Origin of the sequence: Streptomyces sp. NPDC017940 (assembly GCF_044328435.1) — a bacterium.
Classification (GTDB): Bacteria; Actinomycetota; Actinomycetes; order Streptomycetales; family Streptomycetaceae; genus Streptomyces.
Window position 1 is genome coordinate 438207 of sequence record NZ_JBIRHJ010000006.1, and the last position, 24160, is coordinate 462366.

Here is a 24160-nt window from a genome sequence, read left to right on the forward strand (position 1 = left end):
CGCGCCATCGTAGGGAACCGGGCTGTGACAGTCCCGCGCCCGGCCCCTGCGAGGATGGATCCGTGACAGGAAGCGCAGATTCAGTCGTGAGCACGTCCCCGGCCGCCGGCGCCCCGGGCGTCCTCGTCCTCGCGGGCACGCCCATCGGCGACGTCGCGGACGCCCCGCCGCGGCTCGCCGCCGAACTGGCGGGCGCCGATGTGATCGCCGCCGAGGACACGCGCAGGCTGCGCCGTCTCACGCAGGCGCTCGGCGTCCAGGTGGGCGGCCGGGTCGTGTCGTACTTCGAGGGCAACGAGTCGGCGCGCACGCCCGAGCTCGTCGAGGCGCTCGCCCGCGGGGCCCGGGTGCTCCTGGTGACGGACGCGGGCATGCCGTCGGTGTCCGACCCCGGCTACCGCCTGGTGGCGGCAGCCGTCGAGGGCGACATCAAGGTCACCGCCGTGCCGGGGCCCTCCGCGGTGCTCACCGCCCTGGCCCTGTCGGGCCTGCCCGTGGACCGCTTCTGCTTCGAGGGGTTCCTGCCGCGCAAGGCGGGCGAGCGTCTGTCGCGGCTGCGCGAGGTGGCCGACGAGCGGCGCACGCTCGTGTACTTCGAGGCCCCGCACCGCCTGGACGACACGCTCGCCGCGATGGCGGAGGCGTTCGGCTCCGGCCGCAGGGCCGCGGTGTGCAGGGAGCTGACCAAGACCTACGAGGAGGTCCGCAGGGGCCCGCTTGCGGAGCTCGCCGAGTGGGCGGCCGACGGCGTGCGCGGCGAGATCACCGTGGTGGTCGAGGGCGCCCCGGAGAAGAGCCCCGACGACATCGGGCCCGACGAACTGGTGCGCAGGGTGCGGGTGCGCGAGGAGGCCGGGGAGCGCCGCAAGGAGGCCATCGCGGCGGTGGCGGCCGAGGTGGGGCTGCCCAAGCGCGCGGTCTTCGACGCGGTGGTGGCGGCGAAGAACGCCGAGCGCGGGGCCTGACGCGGCGCACGGTCCGGCGCACGGGCCGAGGCACCGGCGCGCGAATGCTTCGCGCGCCCATCAATAAGCAAAGGACTATCGTAAAAGGCAAAGGACGGGCCGCTCACCAGGCCGCTTTTCCATGGAAATGCCAAATCGGATCCAACAGTCGACAGGTCTGCTGCACCCGCTCCGGCGGAGGCGTCCACTGGGTGCGGGGACGCACCCGTCCCACGCCGCCGCCCCGGGGCAGGAAAGACCCCGGCCGACGGTGCTTGTCCTGCGGACAAGAGGAGCTGGCATGAGTGAGACAGCGGACACCGGTCACCGCGGTACGGCGCTCGGCGTCGCCCACGAGTCCTATGCCTTCGCCTGCATGCGGTGCGGGCACGGCTGGGAGGAGTCGTACGACATAGAGCACCACACCGACGCCAAGGGCGAGGAGTTCGTGACCTATCTGGCGCACGGCCTCCGCGTGCCGTCGCCGCTGACCCGGCCCACCTGCCTGAACTGCGGCGGACACGTCGTACGGATCATGCGCGCGGGCCAGGTGTCCTCGGCGCGCTCGGCGCTGGAGGCCCTGCACCGGCGCCCGGCGGCCACAGGGACCGCGGGCACCACATCGGGCGCCGTCGCGGCCACCGCGGCCGCACCGGACGGCGGCTCCCCCCGACCCGCCCACCACTGGCACCTGTCCGACCTGCTGCACCCCTTCCGCCGGGCGGGCTGAGCGACGGGGCACCCCGGGCGCTGCGGAGCACCCGGCCGCTGCGGGGAACACCGGCCCCTTCGTAGGATCGGGGCATGCCTGCCGACACCACGCCGCCCCCGGCACCCGCACCGCTGCGGGTGCCGGTCGCCGACTCCCACACCCACCTCGACATGCAGTCGGGCACCGTCGACGAGGCCCTCGCGCGGGCCGCCGCGGTGGGTGTGACCACCGTCGTCCAGGTCGGCTGCGACGTCGCGGGATCGCGCTGGGCCGCCGCGACCGCGGCCGCGCACCCCGCCGTGCACGCGGCCGTCGCCCTGCACCCCAACGAGGCACCGCGGATCGTGCACGGCGACCCCGACGGCTGGTCACGGCAGGGCGCGCGCCCCGCGGGGGGCGACGCCGCCCTCGACGAGGCGCTCGCCGAGATCGACGCCCTGGCCGCGCTGCCCCACGTCAAGGGCGTCGGCGAGACCGGACTCGACTACTTCCGCACCGGACCCGAGGGCAAGGCCGCCCAGGAGCGCTCCTTCCGCGCGCACGTCGAGATGGCCAAGCGGCACGGCAAGGCCCTGGTCATCCACGACCGGGAGGCCCACGAGGACGTGCTGCGCGTCCTGAAGGAGGAGGGCGCGCCCGAGCGCACCGTCTTCCACTGCTACTCCGGCGACGCCGCGATGGCCCAAGTCTGCGCGGAAGCGGGCTACTTCATGTCCTTCGCGGGCAACGTCACCTTCAAGAACGCGGCGCCGCTGCGGGCCGCGCTCGCCGTCGCCCCGCTGGAACTGGTCCTCGTCGAGACCGACGCGCCCTTCCTGACCCCCGCCCCGTACCGCGGACGGCCCAACGCCCCCTATCTCATTCCGGTCACGCTGCGCGCGATGGCCGAGGTCCGGGGCATCGACGAGGACGCCATGGCCGCGGCGATCTCCGCGAACACCGCCCGCGCCTTTGCTTACTGATCGATAACGACTGAAGCCGTAACTGACCTGACAGCTTGGGTCAGAACGGCGACACTGCGTAGCCACGCTGCTTTGGAGAGTGACGACGCCTCCGCTAGGTTCTGCAAGCCGACCCGCACTTGGCTCGTCAGTGGTCACTTGTCAGCTGGAGCGTCGTGAGCGAACCGCAGTACGAGAGGTATGAGCAGCCGCGGTACGACCCGTACGGTGCCGCGGGCGCCGGTCACGACCCGTACAGGACCGCGTACGGGTACGACACCGCGGGTGCCGCGGACGCGACGCAGGTGTTCACCGCCGACGCGTTCGGCGGCGCCGAGCGGCACGGCAGGACCGGGGGATCCGCGGGCGGCCCGACGCCGACCCGGGCGTTCGCGGCGGACGAGCTGCCGACCCGGGTGTTCACGCCGGACGCGTTCCCGCCCGGGGCGTTCACGCCCGACCCGGGCGGCGGGACCCCGCCCGGCGCGCCGTCCGGGGCGTCGCCGCCGCAGCCACGGCGCGGCGGGGGGCGCGCCGAGGCGCGGGCCCGGCGGGCCGGGCGGCGCAGACGGGGCGGGGAGCGGCCCGAAGGGCTGCGCCGCCTCGTACCGCAGGCACTCGTCGTGGCCTTCCTGGCCGGTGGCACCTCCGCCTTCGTCGCCAACGACAAGGCCGTCCAGCTCAGCGTCGACGGCCAGTCCCGCACCCTGCACACCTTCGCCGACGACGTCGGTGAACTCCTCGCCGACGAGGGCGTGGACGTCGGCGCGCACGACATCGTCGCCCCCGCCACGGTGACCGCCCTGACCAGCGGCGACGAGATCGCCGTCCGCTACGGGCGCCCCGTCCAGCTCACCCTGGACGGGCAGCGCCGCAACGTGTGGACGACCGCGCGCACGGTGGACGGCGCGCTCCGGCAGCTCGGGGTGCGGGCCGAGGGCGCCTATCTGTCGGCCTCGCGCGGCAAGCGCATCGCCCGCGACGGCCTCGACCTCGACGTCCGCACCGAACGCACGGTCACGGTCATGGCGGACGGGCGGTCGCGCACCATCAGGACGAACGCGGCGACGGTCGGGGAGGTCGTCGAGGAGTCCGGGGTGACCCTGCGCGGCTCCGACACCACCTCCGTGCCCGCGGCCGCCTTCCCGCGCGACGGGCAGACCGTCACCGTCATGCGCATCTCCGGCCACCAGGAGGTGCGCGAGGAGCCCATCCCGTACGTGGTGCACAGGTCCAGGGACGCCTCGCTGCCACGTGGCACGGAGGAGGTGACGCAGGCCGGGCGGGAAGGGGCGCGGCGCATCACGTACTCGGTACGCGTCGTCAACGGCGTGCGGGGGCGGCCGAAGCGGCTCACGAGCGAGGTGGTGCGGGAGCCGCAGCCGCGGATCGTGCGGGTCGGCACGAAGGTCAGGCCCCCCGCGGTGCCCGGTGCCGAGGGCCTGAACTGGGGTGCCCTCGCCGCGTGCGAGTCCGGTGGCCGCCCAAGGGCCGTGGACGCCTCCGGCACCTACGGCGGCCTCTACCAGTTCGACACGCGTACGTGGCGTGCCCTCGGCGGCTCCGGACGCCCCCAGGACGCCCCCGCCGCCGAACAGACCCTCCGCGCGAAGAAGCTGTACGTCCAGCGGGGGGCGAGCCCTTGGCCCCACTGCGGCCGCCGCCTCTGACGCCCCCAGGGGTGCGCGTTTCCCCTTCCTTTTTTCTCCCACCCGCCCGCCCGTTCACCCGGCGGAGCACGTTTCCGGCCGGAAGCCCCGCGACCGCCCACCCGGGCGCGCGGCCACTCCGCGCTTCCGGTGCCACACCGGCCGTCCGGCGTCCGTCGGTCCGGGACTCGTCCGATGCTCGGGCGGCGCATTCCAGCCCGTCCGGCGTTTGAGGACGAGGCCCGGAGGGCCGACAGGGGGGAGAGGGGCGCAGCCCCAGGTGTGGGGGGCGACCACCGGCGGGGGGAAGGAGTGCGGCGCACCCAGGGCTACCCTGGGGCGGTGACCACCGAGTACGGCCCCCTCCTCGGCCCCGCCGACATCCGCGACCTAGCCGCAACCCTCGGCGTACGCCCGACCAAGCAGCGCGGCCAGAACTTCGTCATCGACGCGAACACCGTCCGCCGCATCGTCCGCACCGCGGAAGTCGGCCCGGACGACGTCGTCGTCGAGGTCGGCCCGGGCCTCGGCTCGCTGACCCTGGCCCTCCTGGAGACCGCCGCCCACGTCACCGCCGTGGAGATCGACGACGTACTCGCGGGGGCGCTCCCGGCGACCGTCGAGGCCCGCCTGCCCGCCAGGAAGGCCGCCTTCGACCTGGTCCACAGCGACGCGATGCTCGTGACGGAGCTCCCGGGCCCCGCCCCGACGGCCCTGGTCGCCAACCTCCCGTACAACGTCGCCGTACCGGTCCTGCTGCACATGCTGGCCGCCTTCCCCACCATCGAGCGCACGCTGGTGATGGTGCAGGCGGAGGTCGCCGACCGGCTCGCGGCGGCCCCCGGTTCGAAGGTGTACGGCGTCCCGTCGGTGAAGGCGAACTGGTACGCGGAGGTCAAGCGGGCGGGCGCCATCGGACGCAACGTCTTCTGGCCGGCCCCGAACGTCGACTCGGGCCTGGTGTCGCTGGTGCGCCGTGCCGAGCCCCCGAGGACCACCGCGTCGCGGCGGGAGGTGTTCGCCGTCGTCGACGCGGCGTTCGCGCAGCGCAGGAAGACGCTGCGGGCCGCCCTCGCGGGCTGGGCGGGCTCCGCCGCGGCGGCCGAGGCGGCCCTGGTCGCGGCGGGCGTCTCACCCCAGGCCCGGGGCGAGGCCCTGACGGTGGAGGAGTTCGCGCGCATCGCGGAGAACAAGCAGCCGACCGCCACGGAGAACAAGCAGCCCGCCGCCGAGAACGGGCAGCCCGCCACCGCCGAGAGCGAGCAGCCCGCCACCGCCCAGAGCCGGCAGCCCGCCGCCGACACCGAGGAATCCGCCAAGTGACCGGCCCGCGCAGCGTCACCGTACGCGTTCCCGCCAAGGTCAACGTCCAGCTCGCCGTCGGTGCGGCCAGGGCCGACGGGTTCCACGACCTGGCCAACGTCTTCCTGGCCGTCAGCCTGTACGACGAGGTCACCGCGACCCCGGCGGCCGAGCTGCGGATCACCTGCGCGGGACCCGGCGCCGACCAGGTCCCCCTCGACCGCACGAACCTGGCGGCACGCGCCGCGGAGGCACTCGCCGCCCGGTACGGCCGCAGTGCCGACGTGCACCTGCACATCGCCAAGGACATCCCCGTGGCGGGCGGCATGGCGGGCGGCAGCGCGGACGCCGCGGGTGCCCTCCTCGCCTGCGACGCGCTCTGGGGCACCGGCGCCACCCGCGGGGAACTCCTCGGCATCTGCGCGGAGCTGGGCAGCGACGTGCCGTTCAGCCTGGTCGGCGGCGCGGCACTCGGCACCGGCCGGGGCGAGCAGCTGACGGAGCTGAGTGTCGGGGGCACCTTCCACTGGGTCTTCGCCGTGGCCGACGGCGGCCTCTCCACCCCGGCCGTCTACCGCGAGTTCGACCGCCTGACCCCGAGGGCCCCCGCCCCGGAGGCCTCCGAGCCCCTGCTCGCGGCCCTGCGCACCGGCGACGCCACCGCCCTCGCGGCCACCCTCGGCAACGACCTCCAGCCCGCCGCGCTGTCCCTCTTCCCCTCCCTCGCCGACACCCTGAGCGCCGGCACGGCGGCGGGCGCCCTCGCGGCCGTCGTCTCCGGCTCGGGACCCACGACCGCCTTCCTCACCAAGGACGCCGAGTCCGCCGCACACGTGGCCGAGACCCTGCGCGCCTCCGGCACCTGCCGCACCGCCCGCGTCGCCGAGTCCCCCGCCCCCGGTGCCACGGTGACCGGCGCGCGCGCCTAGGGCGAGCAGCGCGCACACCCGCGGCGGACGCCCGCCGCACCGCGCCCGCGGGCCCGACTACGCTGGACGATCGATCGCATTCCGTCGTCAGGAGAGAAATGGCCGTCAACCTCGTCAATGTCGAGGCAGTCAGCAAGGTGTACGGCACCCGCGCGCTGCTCGACGGTGTCTCGCTCGGTGTGTCCGAGGGGGACAGGATCGGCGTGGTCGGGCGCAACGGTGACGGGAAGACGACCCTCATCCGCATGCTCGCCAAGCTGGAGGAGGCCGACACCGGACGCGTCACGCACAGCGGCGGCCTGCGCCTGGAGGTCCTCACACAGCACGACTCCCTCGACCCGGAAGCCACCGTGCGGCACGAGGTCATCGGTGACCTCGCCGACCACGAGTGGGCGGGCAACGCCAAGATCAGGGACGTGCTCACCGGACTGTTCGGCGGCCTCGACCTGCCCGGCTTCGAGCAGGGCCTCGACACCGTCATCGGCCCGCTGTCCGGCGGCGAGCGGCGCCGCATCGCCCTCGCGAAGCTGCTGATCGCCGAGCAGGACCTGATCGTGCTCGACGAGCCGACCAACCACCTGGACGTCGAGGGCATCTCGTGGCTGGCACGGCACCTGCGCGAGCGCCGCTCGGCCCTCGTCTGCGTCACCCACGACCGGTGGTTCCTCGACCAGGTGTGCACGCGGATGTGGGACGTGCAGAAGGGCTCGGTCTACGAGTACGAGGGCGGGTACTCCGACTACGTCTTCGCGCGCGCCGAACGCGAGCGGATCGCCGCCACCGAGGAGACCAAGCGGCAGAACCTGGTCCGCAAGGAACTGGCGTGGCTGCGCCGCGGCGCCCCCGCCCGCACCTCCAAGCCCCGCTTCCGCGTGGAGGCCGCCAACGCCCTGATCCAGGACGTGCCGCCGCCCCGGGACACCAGCGAGCTGATGAAGTTCGCCACCACCCGGCTCGGCAGGACGGTCTTCGACCTGGAGGACGTGAGCGTCCAGGCCGGGCCCAAGCTGCTCCTGAAGCACCTGACCTGGCAGCTCGGCCCCGGCGACCGCGTCGGCCTGGTCGGCGTGAACGGCGCGGGCAAGACCTCCCTGCTGCGCGCCATGGCGGACGCCGCCCGCAGCGACGGGGAGCGGCAGCCCGCGGCGGGCCGGATCGCCGTCGGCAAGACGGTCAAGCTCGCCTACCTCTCGCAGGAGGTCGCCGAGCTCGACCCGGCGCTGCGGGTCCTGGAAGCCGTGCAGCAGGTGCGCGAGCGCGTCGACCTCGGCAAGGGCCGGGAGATGACCGCAGGGCAGCTGTGCGAGACGTTCGGGTTCGGCAAGGAGAAGCAGTGGACGCCGGTCGGGGACCTGTCCGGCGGTGAGCGGCGGCGGCTGCAACTCCTGCGCCTGCTCATGGACGAGCCGAACGTCCTCTTCCTCGACGAGCCCACCAACGACCTCGACATCGAGACCCTGACGCAGCTCGAGGACGTCCTCGACGGCTGGCCCGGATCCATGGTCGTCATCTCCCACGACCGGTTCTTCGTCGAGCGCACCACCGACCGGGTGCTCGCGCTCATGGGCGACGCGACGATGCGGATGCTGCCGCGCGGCATCGACGAGTACCTGGAGCGCAGGCGCCGGATGACGGAGGCCGCCGTCCCCGCCGCGCCCGCCGCCGCCGCACCGGCCGGAGCGAAGGCGGTGTCCGCGGCGGACGCCCGCGCGGCGAAGAAGGAATTGCAGAAGATCGAACGGCAGCTGGACAAGATCTCCGAGAAGGAGACCGCGCTCCACGCACAGATCGCCGATAACGCCACAGACTTTGAAAAGGTGGCGAAATTGGACGCGGGGCTGCGCGAACTCGTCGCCGAGCGCGAAGAGTTGGAAATGCGTTGGCTGGAACTCGCGGAGGACGCGTGAGTATCCCGTAACAGACGCATTACAGGCCGGTCCTCCCTTGGGAACAGGGGCGGGACCGGCCCCGAACATGGCCGGATAAGAGTGATAGAAAGGTCGGCCTGAGCACCACTTGGCGTGCCGAAAAATCAGTGAAGGGGGAAGCGCTGATGACTCAGCCGCCCAACCAGCCGCCGCACGGCGGCTTCGGAGCTCCACAGGATCCACGGCAGGGTGGAGACGGGAGCGGGCAGCCGGCGCAGCCGCCGACGCCGCCCGCGGGCGGACCGCCGCAGGCCGGAGCCCCGGCACCCGGATACGGCTACCCCCCGCAACAGCCCGGCCAGGCAGGCCCCTACGGCTACCCGCAGCAGCCCGGCCCCTACGGCCAGCCCGCACAGCCGGGTCCCTACGCCCAGCAGCCGGGCCCCTACACCAAGCAGCCCGCCGCGCCCGGCCCCTACGCCCAGCAGCCCGGCCCCTACGCCCAGCCCGCGCAGCCGGGCCCGTACGGCCAGCCGACGCAGCCCGGCCAGGCGGGCCCCTACGGCCCCCAGCCCGGGTACGGATACCCCGGCCCCGGCGGTCCCGGCGGACCCGGCGTCCCGCCCGGCGGTGGCAAGGGCCCCTTCAAGGGCAGGACCGCGGTGATCATCGGCGCGGCCGTGGCCGCGCTGCTCGTCGCGGGCGGTGCCGTCTACGCGGTCGTCGGCGGCGGTGACGACAAGAAGTCCGAGAGCAAGAAGAAGGGCCCGAAGACCTCCGCGTCCGCCCCGGCCGACCCCGGTGACGGCAGCGGCGACGGCTACGCGGGCAAGGAGGACCTCAACGAGGGCCGCCAGGCCGACGAGGCCGAGGTCCTCTGGTACAAGGAGGCGCCCAAGGCCCCCGGCAAGGGCGCCGACGCCCCCGGCATGTGGGTCAAGGACGGCATCGCGGTCAAGGCCGCGTACAAGGAACTCCTCGCCTACCACGTCGACTCCGGCAAGCCCGCCTGGTCCGCGATCGAGTTCCCGCAGGAGATCTGCGCGGCCTCGCCGCAGTACAGCGACGACGGCAAGATCGCCGTCGCGTACAAGAACGGCATCAAGAGCGGCGCCGAGTGCGACCAGATGCAGATCGTGGACCTGAAGACGGGCGAGAAGGGCTGGAAGAAGAAGATCAAGGAGGAAGGTCTCTTCGACTCCACGCTCGGCCTCGAACTGTCCATCACCGGTGACACCCTGATGGTCGGCCGCTCCCAGTCCGGCACCGCGTACAGCGTCAGCGGGGGCCACGAGAAGTTCGTCGCGCGCAAGAAGGACGAGGGCACCTGCTTCCCCGCCGGGTTCACCGGCGGGGACCGGATGCTGATGGCGCTGTCGTGCGGGGCGAGCACGCCCACCGAGCACGACGAGATCGTGGAGCTCGACCCGGAGAGCGGCGCCACCAAGTGGACGAAGAAGTTCCCCAAGGGCTGGCGCCTGGAGCACGTCTACTCCACGAGTCCCACGGTGCTCTACGCCACCAACGAGGACAAGAAGCAGTGGAACATCACCACGCTGAAGCCGGGCAGCTCGGCCACCCGCTCCGAGGTCCAGGTCGACGACGACTTCGCGCCCGAGTGCGGCTGGGGCGGCCTCGGCCGTGACCTCCAGGACTGCGCCGGTGTGGCGGCCGACGACAAGTACCTCTACCTGCCGACGAAGAAGACCACCGGCGCCAACGAGATCGTGGCGATCAGCCTGGACAGCGGCAAGGCGGCCTGGCGGGAGAAGTCCCCGCAGGACACCTCGATGCTGCCGATGAAGATCCAGGGCGGCGACCTGGTGGCGTACGTCGAGCCTTCGTACGACTCCGGCGGCCGGGTGGTGTCCCTCGGGACCAGCGGCTCGCACACGCCGAAGACCCTCCTGAAGCACCCGGCGGGAACGTCGAAGATCGAGAACGGTTTCTTCTCCAGGGCGACCGACTATGTGGACGGCCGCTTCTATCTCTCCACCACCCGGCTCTCCGGCACCGCGCAGGGCCGCGAGAAGCTGATGCTGGCCTACGGCAAGTGACCCCGCCCACCGCTTGGTTCCCCCCTTCCGTCCCCGAGGAAATGACGTCATGACGCAGCCGCCCCAGCCGCCCAACCAGCCCCCGCAGGGCGGATTCGGCGCCCCGCAGGACCCGCCGCCGCAGGGCTTCGGCAAGGCCCCCGAGCCGGGCTACGGCTACCCGCAGGCCCCCCAGCCGCCGCAGGCCCCGCAGAGCCCGCCCCCGGCCGCCCCGCCCTCGGCCCCCCAGTCGCCGCCGCCCCCGCAGGGCCAACCGGACTACGGCTACCCGCAGGTGCCCCAGGCCCCTGGCACCCCGCCGCCCCCGGCGCCCGGCACCCCGCCGCCCGCGTACGCGCAGCCGACCCAGGCCGCCTTCCCAGCCGTGGGCCAGCAGCCCCCGCCGCCCGGTTACGGCTACCCGGGGTACCCCGGTCAGCCCGGTCCGCAGCAGGGCTACGGCTACCCGCAGCCGCCGACCATGCCCATGCAGCCCCAGCCGGGCGGCGGCGGCAAGAAGCCCAACAAGCAGATGACGATCATCGTGGCGGCCGTCGCGGCCATCGCCCTGATCGTCGGCGGCGGTGTCTTCTACGCCGCCACCAAGGACGGCGACAAGAACAACAGCGCGAAGGGCGACGACGGCAAGGGCGGCAAGGACAAGGGCGGCGACAAGAACGAACCGCCCGCGGGCGGCGGCCCCGCCAAGGAGAAGGCACCGGCGAACACCACCGCCAAGGTGGGCTTCCAGGTCCCGGCGCCCGAGGTGCCCAAGGACGACATCTGGAGCGTCGCGGGCTCCTGGCTGACCGACGACACGTACGTCAAGAGCGGCTACGTCGGCAAGGCCAAGGACCACGCGCTCATCGGGTACGACCCGGCGAGCGGCAAGGAGCGGTGGACGATCCCGCTGAGCGGTGAGACGTGCGCGGTGTCCAAGGAGGTCACCGACGAGGGCATCGCCGCGGTCGTCTACAAGGACGCCAAGTCCACCAAGGCGAACAAGTACCCCGACTGCTCCGAGGTCTCCGCGGTCGACCTGAAGTCCGGCAGGAAGCTGTGGACCGAGAACGTCGAAGTCAGCGGCTCGAAGGTGGAGTTCGAGGAGATCGCCATCTCCGGGGACACCGTCGCCGCGGGCGCGGGCACCGGCGGCACCGGCGCGGCCTGGGACATGTCCGGCAAGCTGCGGTGGAAGCCGCAGCTCGGCGACAAGTGCAAGGACGCGGGCTACGCGGGCGGCGAGCAGCTGGTCGCGGTCCGCAAGTGCGGTGACTACGACTCCCCGAAGCTGAAGATCCAGCTCCTCGACCCCAAGTCGGGCAAGGAGAAGTGGTCCTACCCGCTGTCGCCCGGCGTCGACAACGCCAAGATCATCTCGACGAACCCGGTCGTCTTCGGCCAGGACACCGGGGAGATCACCGCGAGCGGTGCCACGGACGTCTTCTCGCTGAGCAACACGGGCAAGCTGCGGGCCCGCATCAAGCTGGAGGACGGCAAGTACTCCCACGACTGCGAGGTCAACAAGTGGGCCAGTTGCAGCGCCATCGTGGTCGGCAACGACAAGCTGTACGTGCCCACGCGCCAGCACGACGCGGGCGGCTCCGACTACGGCTTCACCAACGAGATCATCGCGTTCTCCCTGGCCACCGGCAAGACCACCGGTGACCGCGCGGACGCGGGTGACGACGGCGAGATGTTCCCGATGCGCATGGACGGCGGCAATGTCCTCGCGTACAAGAACGGCGGCTACAACAAGGGCGCCAAGGTCGTCTCCCTGGACGGCAAGTCCATGAAGGAAACCACGCTTCTGGAGACGCCGGCGACCGAATCGGTCAGCAGCGCCATCAGCGGAATGGTGCCGAAGTCCAATGAACTGCTGTACACCAACGGCAACCTGTTCATGGGCAAGAAGCTGATCAGCAAGCCGTACTCCAAGGACGACAAGGAGTACATCGCGCTGGGCTTCACCACCGGGTGACCGGCGGCGCCGCGCCCCGGCGCGCGGCGCACGGCGCACGCCCACCGAGCGGCCCCGCACTCCTCCGAACGAGTGCGGGGCCGCTTTGCGCCCACCCGATTCACGCTCCGTACTCGCGTGCAGTCCCTCCCTCGGAAAGGCAGGAATTTCGGCATTCAGGGCCGCTTCTGGACGGTAGGGGCAGCGCTCCGTCGAACAAGCGTGTAGCTTCCGGGGGATGGAGGGCCGGGGCCCCCGATCCGTGGGGGGATCATTGGGGAAATTCCGATGAGGAATTCCGTGGGGGACTGTGGGGGGTTGTGCTGTGGGTGTGCGGCTCATGGTGGTCGACGACCATCGTTTGCTTGCCGAGGCACTCGCCTCGGCGCTGAAACTGCGGGGGCACCGGGTGCTCGCCGCGGCCGCGCCCGCCGCCGGCGCGGCAGATCTGGTGATCAGCCGGGCCCCGGAGGTGTGTCTGCTCGGCACGGCCACTCCGGCGGAGCCCGGCATGTTCGACCCGGTGGTGCGGATCAAGCGGGAGCGGCCGCAGGTGGCCGTGGTGGTGCTCGGGCCCGTGCCGTCGCCGCGCGGCATCGCCGCGGCCTTCGCCTGCGGCGCCTCCGGATACGTACGTCATGACGAGCGCATCGAAGGAGTCGAGCGCGCCATCATGAAGGCGCGCGCCGGTGAGGCCGCCGTCGCGCCGCAACTGCTGCAAGGCGCCTTCAGTGAGCTGCTCAACCCCGCCGCCCAGCCCGACGACGAGGGGCAGCGACTGCTTCAGATGCTCACTCCGCGTGAGGTCGAGGTGCTCGTGCGGGTCGCCGACGGGGAGGACACCCGGCTGATCGCCGCCGGTATGGGCATCGCGCCCAGCACCGCCCGGACGCACGTCCAGCGCGTCCTGATGAAACTCGGCGTCGGCTCCCGCCTCGAGGCCGCCGCCCTCGCCGCCCGCACCGGCCTCCTCGACCGCGCCGAGCGTCCCGGCCCGGGGCCGGACTCCCTCCAGGAGGCGGACACTCCCGCGGAGCGCTAGGCCTGCGCCCCCGCTTTATCGGCGCTCCGCGCCTCGTCCTCAAGCGCCGGACGGGCTGTATATCTCGCCGGGACGGACGGAGACTTCGCCGCACCGGCGGGAGTTCTTGAGCCCGTCCGGCGATCGAGGACGAGGCCGCAGGCCGATGACGGGGTCCGGGGCGGAGCCCCAGGATCGGAGAAGGGGCGGGACCGGGGCGCCCCGCGAGGGACGGCTACTCCTCCCGCTCCGGTGCCGTCACCGGGCGCAGCCTCAGCCAGATCAGGAAGAACAGGCCGAGGGCGAGCATGCCGAGGCCGGTCCAGAGGTTGATGTTGATGCCCTCGGCCTTGTCGAGGTCGGCGTCGGACACGGTGAGCCCGGCGATGGTGACGATGACGCCGTAGAGGACGAACAGGCCACCGATGATGCGCCGGATGTCGAAGAGCCGCGCGGCAGTCGCGGACTTCCGCTCCAGGTCGGAGACTTCCTTTTGCAGATCAGACATGTCTTTGGACCTTCGGGTCAGGGGGGCCGGTTCAGAACGAGTACGGGAGGTAGCAGGCGGCGGCCAGAACCATCGCCCCCCACCCGAGCAGCGCCGGCCTGCGGTACCAGGCGTCGTCCCCCGCCTCGGCGGAACCGTCGGCCCCGTCGGCCCCGGCATCGGAGAGCGACACCGTCCCGTACACCAGACCGGCCAGCTCGGCCTCCGGCTTGGGCGCGGTGAACAGGGTGACCGCGACCATGACCACCGCACCGGCGACGAAGCCGACGATCGCGGAGACGAAGTTGGCGCCCTGGTCGGTGGGGATGTCGATGACGCCCTGCTTGTAGATCCAGAAGTAGTTGACCATCGCGGCGGTGGTGCCCGCGACCAGGCCCCACACGCCGGACTTCATGGAGGCCCGCTTCCAGAACATGCCGATGATGAAGACGACGAACATCGGGACGTTGAAGAAGGAGAACAGCGTCTGGAGGTAGCTCATGATGTTCGAGAACGACGAGGCGATGAAGGCCGTGCCGATCGAGGCGAGCACCCCGATCGCGGTGATGAGCCGCCCGAACCTCAGGTAGTAGCCGTCCTCGCGGCCCTTGACCACGTACTTGGACCAGATGTCGTACGTGAACACGGTGTTGAAGGAGGAGACGTTCGCCGCCATGCCCGCCATGAAGGCGGCGAGCAGGCCGGTGACCGCGATGCCGAGGACGCCGTTGGGCAGCAGTTCCTGCATCAGGTACGGGATCGCGTCGTTGTAGGTGAGGTCGGAGCCCTTGGTGCCGATCTGCGGGACCAGGACGGCGGCGACCAGGCCCGGGATCATCACGAGGAACACGATGAAGATCTTCGGGAAGGCGGCGATGAGGGGGGTGCGCTTGGCGGCGGAGAGGTTCTTGGCGGACAGGGCGCGCTGCACCTCGGCGAAGTTCGTCGTCCAGTAGCCGAAGGAGAGCACGAAGCCGAGGCCGAGGATGATGGTGAGCCAGTTGGCGCCGAGGGGGTTGGCGTCGCCGATGCCGGTGCCGCCCCACGCGCTCAGGTAGTTGTCGCCGTGGGACTGTTCGAGGGAGCCGGTGAGGCCGTCCCAGCCGCCGACCTTCTTCAGGCCGATGACGCAGATCGGTATGAGCGCGGCGAGGATCACGAAGAACTGGAGCACTTCGTTGTAGATCGCCGAGGACAGGCCGCCGATGGTGATGTAGGCGAGCACGAAGAACCCGGCCACGACGATCGCCACCCACTGCGGCCAGCCGAGCAGGGCCTCCACGACGATCGCGAGGGCGTAGAGGTTCACGCCCGCGATGAGTACGGCGGCGAAGGCGAACAGGGCCGAGCTGAGCAGGTGGGCGGACCTGTCGAAGCGCTGGAGCAGGAACTCCGGCACCGAGCGGACCTTGCTGCGGTAGTAGAAGGGCATCATGACCAGGCCGAGGAAGACCATGGCGGGGATGGCGCCGATCCAGTACCAGTGGACGACCGCGACGCCGTACTGCGCGCCGGTCGCGGCCATGCCGAGGATCTCGGTGGCGCCCAGGTTGGCGGCGACGAAGGCGAGGCCGGTGACCCAGGCGGGCAGCGAGCGCCCGGAGAGGAAGAAGTCGAGGCTGGTCCGCACGGACCGCCGGGCGGCGAATCCGATGCCGAGGACGACCACGAAGTAGATCGCGAGGATCGCGTAGTCGAGACCGTTGGTGGGCAGCCGAAGCCCCTCGGCGAGGGTGATGTGCGGAGCAGAAGGAGGGGACTGCATATGAACTCGCTTCGTCGCGCGAACTGATCAGACCGGAACCTACGCCCCACGCTTCAGTAAGTGAACAGTTCTGTTGATGTTCTTTGTTTGATTGTGATCGAGCGCGTCGAGTGACGGCGTGGCGACGGACGGCGGCGGGACACCCGGAACGGGGATTGACGAGGGTGTTGACTTGTGATTTGTTGTGTTCGGTTATGTTGGTGGGCGGTGTGAAGGAGCCCCGAAGGTGAAGAAGACCTCGACTCGTCTCGCCGACGGTCGTGAGCTCATCTACTACGACACCCGCGACGACGCCGTCCGCACGGCGGCCGACACCAGGCCCCTCGACCCCGTCGCGACCACGTCCGGGATCCGCCGCGACCCCCTCGCCGGGGACTTCGTCGCGATCGCCTCGCACCGCCAGGGCCGCACCTACCACCCCCCGGCCGACGAGTGCCCGCTGTGCCCCTCCACCGACGGCCGCCGCACCGAGATCCCCGACTCCTCGTACGACGTCGCGGTCTTCGAGAACCGCTTCCCCTCCCTCGCGGGGGACGCGGGCCGCTGCGAGGTCGTCTGCTTCACCAGCGACCACACGGCGTCCTTCGCCGACCTCACCGAGGCACAGGCCGCACTCGTCCTCGACGCCTGGACCGACCGCACCGCCGAGCTGTCCCACCTGCCGTCCGTCGCCCAGGTCTTCTGCTTCGAGAACCGCGGCGCGGAGATCGGCGTGACCCTCGGCCACCCGCACGGCCAGATCTACGCCTACCCCTTCGTCACCCCGCGCACGGACCTGATGCTGCGCAACCTCGCCGCGCACCGCGCCGCGACCGACGGCCGCAACCTCTTCGACGACGTCCTCGCCGGGGAACGCGCGGGTGAACGCGTCGTCCTCGACGCCGAGCACTGGGTGGCCTTCGTGCCGTACGCGGCCCACTGGCCCTACGAGGTGCACCTCTACCCCAAGCGCCGCGTCCCCGACCTGCTCGGCCTCGACGAGGCGACCCGCACGGAATTTCCCCGGGTGTATCTGGAACTGCTGCGGCGCTTCGACCGGATCTTCGGCCCAGGTCACCGCGAGGGCGGCACCGAGCCGCCGACGCCGTACATCGCGGCCTGGCACCAGGCACCGTTCACGGTCCAGGGGGAGTACGCGGGCGTCAACAGGGACGACTTCGCCCTCCACCTAGAGCTTTTCACCATTCGCCGCACTTCCGGCAAGCTGAAGTTCCTCGCGGGTTCCGAATCCGGCATGAGTGTGTTCATCAACGACGTGCCGCCGGAGACCGCGGCCGAGCGACTGCGAGAGGTAGCGAGTTGATGAGTGGGAAGTACCTGGTCACGGGTGGCGCCGGCTATGTCGGCAGCGTCGTGGCCCAGCACCTGGTCGAGGCGGGACACGAGGTCACCGTCCTCGACAACCTCTCCACCGGCTTCCGCGAGGGCGTCCCCGCGGGCGCGGCCTTCGTCGAGGGCGACATCCGCGATGCCGCCAAATGGCTGGACGCCTCCTACGACGCGGTGCTCCACTTCGCGGCCTTCTCCCAGGTCGGCGAGTCCGTGGCGAAGCCCGAGAAGTACTGGGACAACAACGTCGGCGGCACCATGGCACTGCTCGCCGCCATGCGCGACGCCGACGTGCGCAAACTCGTCTTCTCCTCCACCGCGGCGACCTACGGCGAACCGGTGAGCAGCCCCGTCACCGAGTCCGACCCGACCGCCCCCACCTCCCCCTACGGCGCCTCCAAGCTCGCCGTCGACCACATGATCACGGGCGAGGCCGCGGCCCACGGACTCGGCGCGGTGTCCCTGCGCTACTTCAACGTGGCGGGCGCCTACGCCACCGCCGCGCACGGCACGTTCGGCGAGCGGCACGACCCCGAGTCCCACCTCATCCCGCTCGTCCTCGAGGTCGCCCAAGGCAAGCGCGAGGCCATCTCCGTCTTCGGCGACGACTACCCGACGCCCGACGGCACCTGCGTACGCGACTACATCCACGTCGCCGACCTCGCCGACGCCCACCTCCTCGCCCTGGACGCCGCGAGGACCGGCGAGCACCTGATCTGCAACCTCGGCAACGGCAACGGCTTCTCCGTACGCGAAGTCATCGAGACCGTCCGCCAGGTCACGGGGCACCCGATCCCCGAGGTCGTCGCGGGCCGCCGCGGCGGCGACCCGGCCGTCCTCGTCGCCTCCGCGGCCACCGCCCGCGAGAAGCTCGGCTGGAACCCGTCCCGCGCGGACCTCGCGGGAATCGTCGCCGACGCCTGGGCCTTCGCCGGGCAGAGGGGGTAGCCCACCATGACCGCCCCCGCTCCGGCCGCCGAGGAGTCCGCCGCCGCGGTCGCCGCGGAGTTCACCGCGCTGTACGGGTACGAGCCCACCGGAATCTGGGCGGCACCGGGCCGCGTCAACCTCATCGGCGAGTACACGGACTTCAACGAGGGCTTCGTGCTGCCCCTCGCGCTGCCGCGCACCGTCGTCGCGGCGGTCGCCCGCCGCGACGACGGCGTGCTGCGCCTGCACTCGGCGGACGCGGCGGGAGGCGTCGTCGAGCTGACGGCGCACTCCCTGACACCGCTGTCCGACGGCGGCTGGGCCGCGTACCCTGCCGGCGTCGTCTGGGCGCTGCGCGAGGCCGGGCACGCGGTCGGCGGCGCGGACGTGCACCTTCGGTCCACCGTGCCGGCCGGCGCGGGCCTGTCCTCGTCGGCCGCCCTGGAGGTCGCCACCGCCCTCGCCCTGAACGACCTGTACGAACTCGGCCTGTCCCGGCCCGAGTTGGCGCTCGTCGCCCAGCGCGCCGAGAACGACTTCGTCGGCGTGCCGTGCGGCGTCATGGACCAGATGGCGTCCGCCGCCTGCGAGGCCGGGCACGTCCTGCACCTGGACTGCCGCGACCTGTCCGTGCGCCAGGTCCCCCTCGACCTGTCCGCCCACGGCCTGTGCCTGCTCGTCGTCGACACCCGCGTCGAGCACGAACTCGGCGACGGCGCGTACGCGGAGCGGCGCGCCGGGTGCGAGGCGGGGGCGCGGGCGCTCGGCGTGTCCCATCTGCGGGACGTCCCCTTCGCCGAGCTGCGCTCCGCGCTCGGACGTCTCCGCGACGAGCTGGGCGAGGGGCCCGACGCCGAGAAGGTGCGCCGCTACGTCCGGCACGTCGTCTCCGACGACCACCGCGTCGAGCGCGTCATCTCCCTGCTCGACGCCGGGGACGTCCGGGCGGCCGGGGACGTCCTCACCGAGGGGCACGTGTCCCTGCGGGACGATCTGCGCATCTCCTGCCCCGAGTTGGACCTCGTGGTGGAGGCCGCCCGTGCGGGCGGGGCGCTCGGGGCGCGGATGACCGGGGGCGGGTTCGGCGGCTCCGCCGTCGTCCTCGTCGAGGCCGCCGGGGCGGAGGGCGTCGCCGAGGCGGTGCGGGAAGCTTTCGCGGCGGCCGGGTTCGCGGAGCCGCGGGTCTTCGTGGCCGAGGCTTCGGCGGGGGCACGCAGGCTGTAGGCCGCGCGGTGCGCCCCGGTCCCGCCCCTTCTCCGATCCTGGGACTCCGCCCCAGACCCCGTTTCGGCGCTCCGCGCCTCGTCCTCAATCGCCGGACGGGCTCGAATGAGCCCGTCCGGCGATTGAGGACGAGCGCGAAGCGCGATATGGCTGGGGTCCAGGGGGCGCAGCGCCCCTGGTTCGGGAAGGGGCGGGACTGGGGCGCCCCGCGAGGGCAGCGGGCCTCAGCCCAGGCGCTTCGTCAAGGTGAACTCCTTGTGCCCCTCGGGGTAGTCGGGGATGACGCACACGACGTCGTACCCCTGCTGCCGGTAGAAGGCGGGCGCCTGGAAGTCCCACGTCTCCAGGCGCGAGTACCCGCACCCCCGCTCCACAGCGACCCGCTCCGCCGCCCCGAGCAACCGCCCCCCGACCCCCGCCCCCCGACACTCCTCGGCCACCCACAGCAACCCCACGTGCAACCACCGCCCCCACGTGTGCCCGGTGATCCCCCCGACCAGCCCACCGCCCCCGTCCAGGGCCCACACACCGAGCGGCTCCTCCCGCTCCCGGGGCGTCCCCCGCATCTCCCGCAGAACCGCCGAGGCCTCCGCGTTGGCCGCACGCAACCTGGCGCGAAGCAGACGATGACGTTCCTTGTCGACTCCTGTCTCCATACGAAACATACGGCTCACCATAAACGTGTCAGCCAATCAGTTCTGCAAATCCACTTCCGCTCGGGGCCCCCGTCCGTACTCTGAAGGGCAGCGCCGGTGGGGGCCGGCGCCGATCAGGGGGCGAGACAGTCGGGTACGACGCCCGGCGTGGGGGTGGCAGTCACGGCACGGCGGCGGCCGTGCGGGCTGCGGCGGCCCCCACCCGGGCGCCGTACCCGCGTCGGGCGTCCTCCGACCTGTGGGGGTTTCCGTGGTTCGAATCCGAGTCCTGGTCGTCGACGACCATCGCATCTTCGCCGAGTCGCTCGCGGCGGCGCTCGCCGCCGAGCCCGACGTGGACGTCTCCGCCGCGGGCAGCGGGCCCGCGGCGCTGCGCTGTCTCGACCGCGCGGCCGCCGAGGGCCGCAGATACGACGTGCTGCTCGTGGACGCCGACCTCGGCAGCACCGCGTCCGCCCTGCAAGGCATGCGGCCCGCCGTGCCCGTGCACGACGGTCAGGCCGACGGGCTGGTGGACGGCATCACCCTGGTGTCGGGGGTGCGTTCGGGGCAGCCCGCGGTGCGCACCGTCGTGCTCGCGGAGAAGGACGACCCGCGCCGCGCCGCCCTCGCCCTCCAGGCCGGGGCCTCCGGCTGGGTCGCCAAGGACTGCTCGCTCTCCCGGCTGCTCACGGTGATCCGGGGCGTCCTGCGCGACGAGACGCATCTGCCGCCCGCCCTGCTCACCGGCGTGCTGCGCGAACTGACCGCGGCCCGCAAGCACCGCACGGAGAGCGAGCGCCTGGTCGAGTCCCTCACCCCGCGCGAGCGCGAGGTGCTGCGCTGCATGGTGGCCGGGCTCGGCCGCAAGGCCGTCGCCGAGCGGCTCTTCCTCTCGCCGCACACGGTCCGCACCCATATGCAGAACGTCCTCGGCAAACTCGGCGTGCACTCCACGCTCGCCGCCGTCGCCCTCGCCCGCAGGGCCGGTGTCGGTCCCGTCGACCTAGCCGGGGACGTTGTCGAACGGGGCGGTCAACTGGCGTAGCAGCGCCGCGAGTTCGCCGCGCTGGGCGCGGGACAGCTCGGCCAGGATCGCCCGTTCCTGGTCGAGCAGACCGGCCAGGGCCTGGTCCGCGCGGTCGCGGCCCTCGTCGGTGAGCCGCACCAGGACGCCTCGGCGGTCACTGGGGTCCGGCAGGCGCTCGACCAGGCCCTTCTTCGTGAGCCTGTCGATGCGGTTGGTCATCGTGCCGGAGGTGACGAGGGTCTGGGTGAGGAGCTGGCCCGGCGAGAGCTGATACGGCGCGCCCGCCCTGCGCAGCGACGTCAGGACGTCGAACTCCCAGGGCTCAAGTTCGTGCTCGGCGAACGCCAGCCGACGTGCGCGATCGAGGTGACGCGCCAGCCTGCTCACGCGGCTCAGCACCTCGAGCGGTTCCACGTCGAGGTCAGGGCGCTCCCGACGCCACGCAGCGACCAGCCGGTCGACCTCGTCCTCCATGTCGATCAGTGTAGGGGGTCTGTCGACATGAAGTCTCTTGACGTCGAGATAGTCGGGTCCGAGGATGGGGTGCGGGTGCGGGTGCGGGTGCAGGTGCGGGTGTGGTCCGGCGACGCCGGCCCGCTGCCGTGCTTCCGTGCTGCCGCGCGGCCGCGTTCCCGTGCTGCCGCGTTCCCGTGCTGCCGCGCTGCCGTATGTATGGGGTTGTCGCGTTGCGTGCCGTCCTGTCGTCGCGGAGGAGTACTCATGCCGTCCGAGCCGTCCAGCCCGCCCCCGCCCGTCTGGGATCCGGGCCAGTACCTGCGCCACTCCGGCCCCCGCGCCCGCCCCTTCCTCGACCTGCTCGCCCGGGTGCCCGCCCTCCCCGCCACCCGCGCGCCCCGCATCGCCGACCTGGGGTGCGGGCCCGGCAACGTCACCGTCCTGCTCACCGAGCGCTGGCCCGGCGCCCACGTCACCGGCTTCGACAACTCCCCGCAGATGCTGCGCGAGGCCGAGGCGCTCGCGGGGCCCACGGCGGGGGGCGGGCGCCTCGCGTTCGCCGCCGCGGACGCCGGTCGCTGGACCCCCGACCCGTCCACGTACGACCTGATCCTCTCCAACGCCACGCTCCAGTGGGTGCCCGGGCACGCCGAACGCCTCCCCGACTGGGTGGCCGGGCTGCGGTCGGGTGGTGTGCTCGCCGTCCAGATGCCCGCCAACTTCGACGCGCCCAGCCACACCCTGATGCGGGAGCTGTGCGCCGAGGGGCGGTGGGGCGGGCGGCTCGACGGGGTGCTGCGGCACGACGACGCCGTGCTGCCGCCCGGTGCCTATCTGGAGCTGCTCGCCGGGCTCGGCTGCGACGTCGATGTCTGGGAGACCACGTACCAGCACCTCCTGCCCGGCGCCGATCCCGTCCTCGAATGGGTCAAGGGGACGGGACTGCGCCCGGTCCTCACCGCGCTCGCCGGTGACCCGGGGGCCACGGAGGAGTTCCTCGCCGCCTACCGTGCGCGGCTGCGCCAGGCGTACCCCGCGCGGGCGCACGGTACGGTCTTCCCCTTCCGCCGGGTGTTCGCAGTGGCGCGCAAGCGCCAGCCGCACGGCGCGGCCACAACCGGCCGCCGGGCCGCACCCGGGCCGGAGCAACGCTCCGGCCCGCGCCCGGGAGGCGGCGTCAGTTCTTGCGGTGGCCTATGAGGCGCGGCTTCGGTTCGAGGCCGTCCAGGCCGTGCCAGGCCAGGTTGACGAGGTGGGCGGCGACCTCCGCCTTCTTGGGCTTGCGGACGTCGAGCCACCACTGCCCGGTCAGGGCGACGCTGCCGACCAGGGCCTGGGCGTACAGAGGAGCCAGTTTCGGGTCGAAGCCGCGGGTCTTGAACTCCTGGCCGAGGATGTCCTCGACCTGCGTGGCGATGTCGGAGATCAGGGACGCGAAGGTACCCGTCGACTGGGGGATGGGGGAGTCGCGGACCAGGATGCGGAAGCCGTCGGTGTACTCCTCGATGTAGTCGAGGAGGGCGAAGGCAGCCTGTTCGCACAGCTCACGGGGGTGACCGGCGGTGAGGGAACCGGTCACCATGCCGAGCAGCTGGCGCATCTCACGGTCCACGACGACCGCGTACAGACCCTCCTTGCCGCCGAAGTGCTCGTACACCACGGGCTTGGAGACACCGGCCTTCGCCGCGATCTCCTCGACCGAGGTGCCCTCGAAGCCCTTGTCGGCGAACAGGGTGCGGCCGATGTCCAGCAGCTGCTCACGGCGCTCGGCGCCCGTCATCCGGGTCCGGCGGGCCCGCCGGGGCTTGTCGGTGTTCGAACTCGCGGGGCTCTGCGAGGCCCGGGCGGAGCGCGTCGTGCTCGGTGTGCTGGAGTCGGTCGCCACGGGGTCCATCATGCCGCTTCTGCGGCCTGCTGCTTGCCCGGGGAGGCCAGCGGGGCGTCCGCGGCACCCTCGTCCGGGGCCCTGCGGCGGCCTTCGACGCGGGACTTGGACGGCCACCGCACGTCGTACGCCCAACCGAACTGTTCGAACCAGCGGATCAGCCGCGCGGACGAGTCGAGCTGCCCGCGCAGCACACCGTGGCGCGCCGACGTCGGGTCGGCGTGGTGCAGGTTGTGCCAGGACTCGCCGCAGGACAGGACCGCGAGCCACCACACGTTGCCGGAGCGGTCACGGGACTTGAAGGGCCGCTTGCCGACCGCGTGGCAGATCGAGTTGATGGACCACGTCACGTGGTGCAGCAGCGCCACCCGCACGAGCGAGCCCCAGAAGAAGGCCGTGAACGCGCCCCACCACGACATGGTGACGAGACCGCCCACCAGCGGGGGGATCGCCAGCGAGACGATCGTGAACAGCAGGAAATGACGCGAGATGCGGCGGATCGCCGGGTCCTTGACCAGGTCGGGCGCGTACTTCTCCTGCGACGTCCGCTCCTCGTCGAACATCCATCCGATGTGGGCCCACCAGAGGCCCTTCATCAGCGCCGGAACCGTCTCACCGAAACGCCACGGCGAGTGCGGGTCGCCCTCCGCGTCGGAGAACTTGTGGTGCTTGCGGTGGTCCGCCACCCAGCGCACCACCGGACCCTCCACGGCCATCGAACCGGCCACCGCGAGAGCGATCCGCAGCGGCCGCTTCGCCTTGAAGGAACCGTGCGTGAAATACCGGTGGAAGCCGATCGTGATGCCGTGGCAACCCAGGTAGTACATGAACACAAGGAGGCCGAGATCGAGCCAGCTCACCCCCCAGCCCCAGGCCAGCGGCACCGCGGCAAGCACAGCCAGGAACGGGACGACGATGAACAGCAGCAGCGCGATCTGCTCCAGGGAGCGCTTCTGTTCACCGCCGAGGGTCGCGGGTGGGAGCGGGGCGCCCGACGGCGCCCCCTGTGTCTCGTCGATGACGTCGGGGCTTGCGGTCATAGAGATTTCCCTGGGGG

21 protein-coding genes are annotated in these 24160 nt (G+C 72.1%); 15 read left to right on the forward strand and 6 right to left on the reverse strand.

Annotated features, from left to right (window positions below):
* Positions 1 to 86: 86 nt before the first annotated feature.
* The 10 genes from rsmI to ACH4DX_RS23000 all read left to right on the forward strand — a co-directional run bounded on the left by rsmI (position 87) and on the right by ACH4DX_RS23000 (position 13383).
* The gene (rsmI, locus tag ACH4DX_RS22955; RefSeq protein WP_398156476.1) at positions 87 to 965 is read left to right on the forward strand and encodes a 16S rRNA (cytidine(1402)-2'-O)-methyltransferase; all 879 of its coding nucleotides are present in this window, start codon (positions 87 to 89) and stop codon (positions 963 to 965) included.
* 280 nt (positions 966 to 1245) lie between these two features.
* Positions 1246 to 1674 carry a hypothetical protein gene (locus ACH4DX_RS22960; RefSeq protein WP_398156477.1) on the forward strand — a complete coding sequence of 143 codons (429 nt, stop codon included), beginning with the start codon at positions 1246 to 1248 and terminating at the stop codon, positions 1672 to 1674.
* 74 nt (positions 1675 to 1748) lie between these two features.
* Positions 1749 to 2618, forward strand: coding sequence for a TatD family hydrolase (locus tag ACH4DX_RS22965; protein WP_398122768.1), 870 nt, complete (start codon positions 1749 to 1751; stop codon positions 2616 to 2618).
* 155 nt (positions 2619 to 2773) lie between these two features.
* Complete coding sequence (locus ACH4DX_RS22970) at positions 2774 to 4267, forward strand: ubiquitin-like domain-containing protein (protein WP_398156478.1); 1494 nt, start codon at positions 2774 to 2776, stop codon at positions 4265 to 4267.
* A 321-nt stretch (positions 4268 to 4588) separates the two neighbouring features.
* Positions 4589 to 5569, forward strand: coding sequence for a 16S rRNA (adenine(1518)-N(6)/adenine(1519)-N(6))-dimethyltransferase RsmA (rsmA, locus tag ACH4DX_RS22975; RefSeq protein WP_398156479.1), 981 nt, complete (start codon positions 4589 to 4591; stop codon positions 5567 to 5569).
* Positions 5566 to 6477: a 4-(cytidine 5'-diphospho)-2-C-methyl-D-erythritol kinase gene (locus tag ACH4DX_RS22980; RefSeq protein ID WP_398156480.1), complete on the forward strand. Its 912-nt coding sequence runs from the start codon at positions 5566 to 5568 to the stop codon at positions 6475 to 6477. The genes rsmA and ACH4DX_RS22980 overlap by 4 nt, the downstream gene beginning before the upstream one ends.
* A gap of 98 nt (positions 6478 to 6575) precedes the next feature.
* Positions 6576 to 8384, forward strand: a complete 1809-nt coding sequence (locus tag ACH4DX_RS22985) for an ABC-F family ATP-binding cassette domain-containing protein (protein WP_398156481.1) — start codon at positions 6576 to 6578, stop codon at positions 8382 to 8384.
* A gap of 146 nt (positions 8385 to 8530) precedes the next feature.
* Complete coding sequence (locus ACH4DX_RS22990; protein WP_398156482.1) at positions 8531 to 10402, forward strand: PQQ-binding-like beta-propeller repeat protein; 1872 nt, start codon at positions 8531 to 8533, stop codon at positions 10400 to 10402.
* A 49-nt stretch (positions 10403 to 10451) separates the two neighbouring features.
* Positions 10452 to 12362, forward strand: a complete 1911-nt coding sequence (locus ACH4DX_RS22995; RefSeq protein ID WP_398156483.1) for a PQQ-binding-like beta-propeller repeat protein — start codon at positions 10452 to 10454, stop codon at positions 12360 to 12362.
* 304 nt (positions 12363 to 12666) lie between these two features.
* Positions 12667 to 13383, forward strand: coding sequence for a LuxR C-terminal-related transcriptional regulator (locus ACH4DX_RS23000; RefSeq protein ID WP_398122775.1), 717 nt, complete (start codon positions 12667 to 12669; stop codon positions 13381 to 13383).
* 214 nt (positions 13384 to 13597) lie between these two features.
* Here the strand turns inward: ACH4DX_RS23000 and ACH4DX_RS23005 are convergent, their stop codons facing one another.
* Both ACH4DX_RS23005 and ACH4DX_RS23010 read right to left on the reverse strand, forming a co-directional pair.
* Complete coding sequence (locus ACH4DX_RS23005) at positions 13598 to 13870, reverse strand: hypothetical protein (protein WP_398122776.1); 273 nt, start codon at positions 13868 to 13870, stop codon at positions 13598 to 13600.
* Between the two features lie 31 nt (positions 13871 to 13901).
* Positions 13902 to 15614 carry a sodium:solute symporter family protein gene (locus ACH4DX_RS23010; RefSeq protein WP_398156484.1) on the reverse strand — a complete coding sequence of 571 codons (1713 nt, stop codon included), beginning with the start codon at positions 15612 to 15614 and terminating at the stop codon, positions 13902 to 13904.
* A gap of 226 nt (positions 15615 to 15840) precedes the next feature.
* Here ACH4DX_RS23010 and galT point away from each other — a divergent pair, with 226 nt between their 5' ends.
* From galT to galK, 3 genes are read left to right on the forward strand one after another with little or no spacing between them, the layout of a single operon-like run.
* Positions 15841 to 16917, forward strand: coding sequence for a galactose-1-phosphate uridylyltransferase (galT, locus tag ACH4DX_RS23015; RefSeq protein ID WP_398156485.1), 1077 nt, complete (start codon positions 15841 to 15843; stop codon positions 16915 to 16917).
* The gene (gene galE, locus ACH4DX_RS23020; protein ID WP_398122779.1) at positions 16917 to 17891 is read left to right on the forward strand and encodes a UDP-glucose 4-epimerase GalE; all 975 of its coding nucleotides are present in this window, start codon (positions 16917 to 16919) and stop codon (positions 17889 to 17891) included. The genes galT and galE overlap by 1 nt, the downstream gene beginning before the upstream one ends.
* A gap of 6 nt (positions 17892 to 17897) precedes the next feature.
* Entirely contained in the window at positions 17898 to 19097 is a 1200-nt protein-coding gene (galK, locus tag ACH4DX_RS23025) for a galactokinase (RefSeq protein ID WP_398156486.1), read from the forward strand.
* Positions 19098 to 19321: 224 nt separating this feature from the next.
* On the opposite strand, the gene ACH4DX_RS23030 is transcribed toward galK, so the two are convergent.
* Complete coding sequence (locus ACH4DX_RS23030; protein ID WP_398156597.1) at positions 19322 to 19774, reverse strand: GNAT family N-acetyltransferase; 453 nt, start codon at positions 19772 to 19774, stop codon at positions 19322 to 19324.
* Positions 19775 to 20003: 229 nt separating this feature from the next.
* Here ACH4DX_RS23030 and ACH4DX_RS23035 point away from each other — a divergent pair, with 229 nt between their 5' ends.
* Positions 20004 to 20780: a LuxR C-terminal-related transcriptional regulator gene (locus ACH4DX_RS23035; RefSeq protein WP_398122782.1), complete on the forward strand. Its 777-nt coding sequence runs from the start codon at positions 20004 to 20006 to the stop codon at positions 20778 to 20780.
* Here the strand turns inward: ACH4DX_RS23035 and ACH4DX_RS23040 are convergent.
* Positions 20739 to 21236, reverse strand: a complete 498-nt coding sequence (locus ACH4DX_RS23040; RefSeq protein WP_030561681.1) for a MarR family winged helix-turn-helix transcriptional regulator — start codon at positions 21234 to 21236, stop codon at positions 20739 to 20741. The genes ACH4DX_RS23035 and ACH4DX_RS23040 overlap by 42 nt on opposite strands.
* A gap of 246 nt (positions 21237 to 21482) precedes the next feature.
* On the opposite strand from ACH4DX_RS23040, the gene ACH4DX_RS23045 reads away from it, so the two are divergent.
* Positions 21483 to 22418, forward strand: a complete 936-nt coding sequence (locus tag ACH4DX_RS23045; protein WP_398156487.1) for a trans-aconitate 2-methyltransferase — start codon at positions 21483 to 21485, stop codon at positions 22416 to 22418.
* On the opposite strand, the gene ACH4DX_RS23050 is transcribed toward ACH4DX_RS23045, so the two are convergent.
* The gene (locus ACH4DX_RS23050) at positions 22396 to 23115 is read right to left on the reverse strand and encodes a TetR/AcrR family transcriptional regulator (protein WP_398156488.1); all 720 of its coding nucleotides are present in this window, start codon (positions 23113 to 23115) and stop codon (positions 22396 to 22398) included. The genes ACH4DX_RS23045 and ACH4DX_RS23050 overlap by 23 nt on opposite strands.
* The gene (locus ACH4DX_RS23055) at positions 23112 to 24143 is read right to left on the reverse strand and encodes an acyl-CoA desaturase (RefSeq protein ID WP_398122785.1); all 1032 of its coding nucleotides are present in this window, start codon (positions 24141 to 24143) and stop codon (positions 23112 to 23114) included. Before ACH4DX_RS23055 ends, ACH4DX_RS23050 begins: the two co-directional genes overlap by 4 nt.
* Positions 24144 to 24160 lie beyond the last annotated feature (17 nt).

Bases quoted from the DNA above. Each gene is read 5' to 3' on its own strand.
- ACH4DX_RS23040 (WP_030561681.1), bottom strand. From the start codon at position 21,236: ATGGAGGACGAGGTCGACCGGCTGGTCGCTGCGTGGCGTCGGGAGCGC.
- ACH4DX_RS23005 (WP_398122776.1), bottom strand. From the start codon at position 13,870: ATGTCTGATCTGCAAAAGGAAGTCTCCGACCTGGAGCGGAAGTCCGCG.
- ACH4DX_RS23045 (WP_398156487.1), top strand. From the start codon at position 21,483: ATGCCGTCCGAGCCGTCCAGCCCGCCCCCGCCCGTCTGGGATCCGGGC.
- ACH4DX_RS23050 (WP_398156488.1), bottom strand. From the start codon at position 23,115: ATGATGGACCCCGTGGCGACCGACTCCAGCACACCGAGCACGACGCGC.
- galE (WP_398122779.1), top strand. From the start codon at position 16,917: ATGAGTGGGAAGTACCTGGTCACGGGTGGCGCCGGCTATGTCGGCAGC.
- ACH4DX_RS23010 (WP_398156484.1), bottom strand. From the start codon at position 15,614: ATGCAGTCCCCTCCTTCTGCTCCGCACATCACCCTCGCCGAGGGGCTT.
- ACH4DX_RS23055 (WP_398122785.1), bottom strand. From the start codon at position 24,143: ATGACCGCAAGCCCCGACGTCATCGACGAGACACAGGGGGCGCCGTCG.
- ACH4DX_RS22995 (WP_398156483.1), top strand. From the start codon at position 10,452: ATGACGCAGCCGCCCCAGCCGCCCAACCAGCCCCCGCAGGGCGGATTC.
- galK (WP_398156486.1), top strand. From the start codon at position 17,898: ATGACCGCCCCCGCTCCGGCCGCCGAGGAGTCCGCCGCCGCGGTCGCC.
- ACH4DX_RS23030 (WP_398156597.1), bottom strand. From the start codon at position 19,774: ATGGTGAGCCGTATGTTTCGTATGGAGACAGGAGTCGACAAGGAACGT.
- ACH4DX_RS22990 (WP_398156482.1), top strand. From the start codon at position 8,531: ATGACTCAGCCGCCCAACCAGCCGCCGCACGGCGGCTTCGGAGCTCCA.
- ACH4DX_RS22965 (WP_398122768.1), top strand. From the start codon at position 1,749: ATGCCTGCCGACACCACGCCGCCCCCGGCACCCGCACCGCTGCGGGTG.
- ACH4DX_RS22960 (WP_398156477.1), top strand. From the start codon at position 1,246: ATGAGTGAGACAGCGGACACCGGTCACCGCGGTACGGCGCTCGGCGTC.
- ACH4DX_RS22985 (WP_398156481.1), top strand. From the start codon at position 6,576: ATGGCCGTCAACCTCGTCAATGTCGAGGCAGTCAGCAAGGTGTACGGC.